This window comes from Rossellomorea oryzaecorticis (assembly GCF_038405515.1).
Lineage (GTDB): Bacteria > Bacillota > Bacilli > Bacillales > Bacillaceae_B > Rossellomorea > Rossellomorea oryzaecorticis_A.
The window spans coordinates 1-878 of record NZ_JBBYAF010000097.1 but is presented as its reverse complement, the minus strand read 5'-3'; the positions used below and the strand labels follow the sequence as shown (position 1 = coordinate 878).

The window sequence follows — 878 nt, the reverse complement described above, 5'->3', positions numbered from 1 at the left end:
ACTCGTTGCGGTAAATCTAGAATTAACGTTGACGTATTGTCTTGTTTTGTTCAGTTTTCAAGGTTCAATTTGTTGTGTGCTCCGTTTGAAGCGACTTTACAATCATATCATCGACACAAGTGAGTGTCAATAACTTTTTTAATTGTTTTTAAGGTAAGATATTTTGCTGAAGCAAAAATCTTTGGTGGAGCCTAGCGGGATCGAACCGCTGACCTCCTGCGTGCAAAGCAGGCGCTCTCCCAGCTGAGCTAAGGCCCCAAATAAGGTGGTCGGGAAGACAGGATTCGAACCTGCGACCCCTTGGTCCCAAACCAAGTGCTCTACCAAGCTGAGCTACTTCCCGACATATATGGCGCGCCCGAGAGGAGTCGAACCCCTAACCTTTTGATCCGTAGTCAAACGCTCTATCCAATTGAGCTACGGGCGCTAATTATATAATTAAGAACAGTTATTTTGCAGTTGCAAAATTTATGGAAAGATATTTTGCCAGCGCAAAAATCTTTGGTGCCGAGGACCGGAATCGAACCGGTACGGTAGTCACCTACCGCAGGATTTTAAGTCCTGTGCGTCTGCCAGTTCCGCCACCCCGGCAAAATCTTCTGGAGCGGAAGACGGGATTCGAACCCGCGACCCCCACCTTGGCAAGGTGGTGTTCTACCACTGAACTACTTCCGCATATAAATGGTGCGGGTGAAGGGACTTGAACCCCCACGCCTCGCGGCGCCAGATCCTAAGTCTGGTGCGTCTGCCAATTCCGCCACACCCGCATGAAAATATTAGATGTTTTGCCTTTTGCAAAAATCTATGGTGAGCCATGAAGGACTCGAACCTTCGACCCTCTGATTAAAAGTCAGATGCTCTACCAACTGAGCTAATGG

The 878-nt window shown here is 48.1% G+C and carries 6 tRNA genes; all 6 read right to left on the bottom strand.

Annotation, left to right across the window (positions count from 1 at the left end):
• Nucleotides 1-182: 182 nt before the first annotated feature.
• Nucleotides 183-258: transfer RNA gene (locus tag AAEO50_RS21150), tRNA-Ala, on the bottom strand.
• A gap of 8 nt (nucleotides 259-266) precedes the next feature.
• Nucleotides 267-343 (bottom strand) — tRNA-Pro (locus AAEO50_RS21145).
• Between the two features lie 7 nt (nucleotides 344-350).
• Nucleotides 351-427, bottom strand: a tRNA-Arg gene (locus AAEO50_RS21140).
• A gap of 75 nt (nucleotides 428-502) precedes the next feature.
• Nucleotides 503-591, bottom strand: a tRNA-Leu gene (locus tag AAEO50_RS21135).
• 9 nt (nucleotides 592-600) lie between these two features.
• Nucleotides 601-675 (bottom strand) — tRNA-Gly (locus AAEO50_RS21130).
• 7 nt (nucleotides 676-682) lie between these two features.
• Nucleotides 683-767 (bottom strand) — tRNA-Leu (locus tag AAEO50_RS21125).
• Nucleotides 768-878 lie beyond the last annotated feature (111 nt).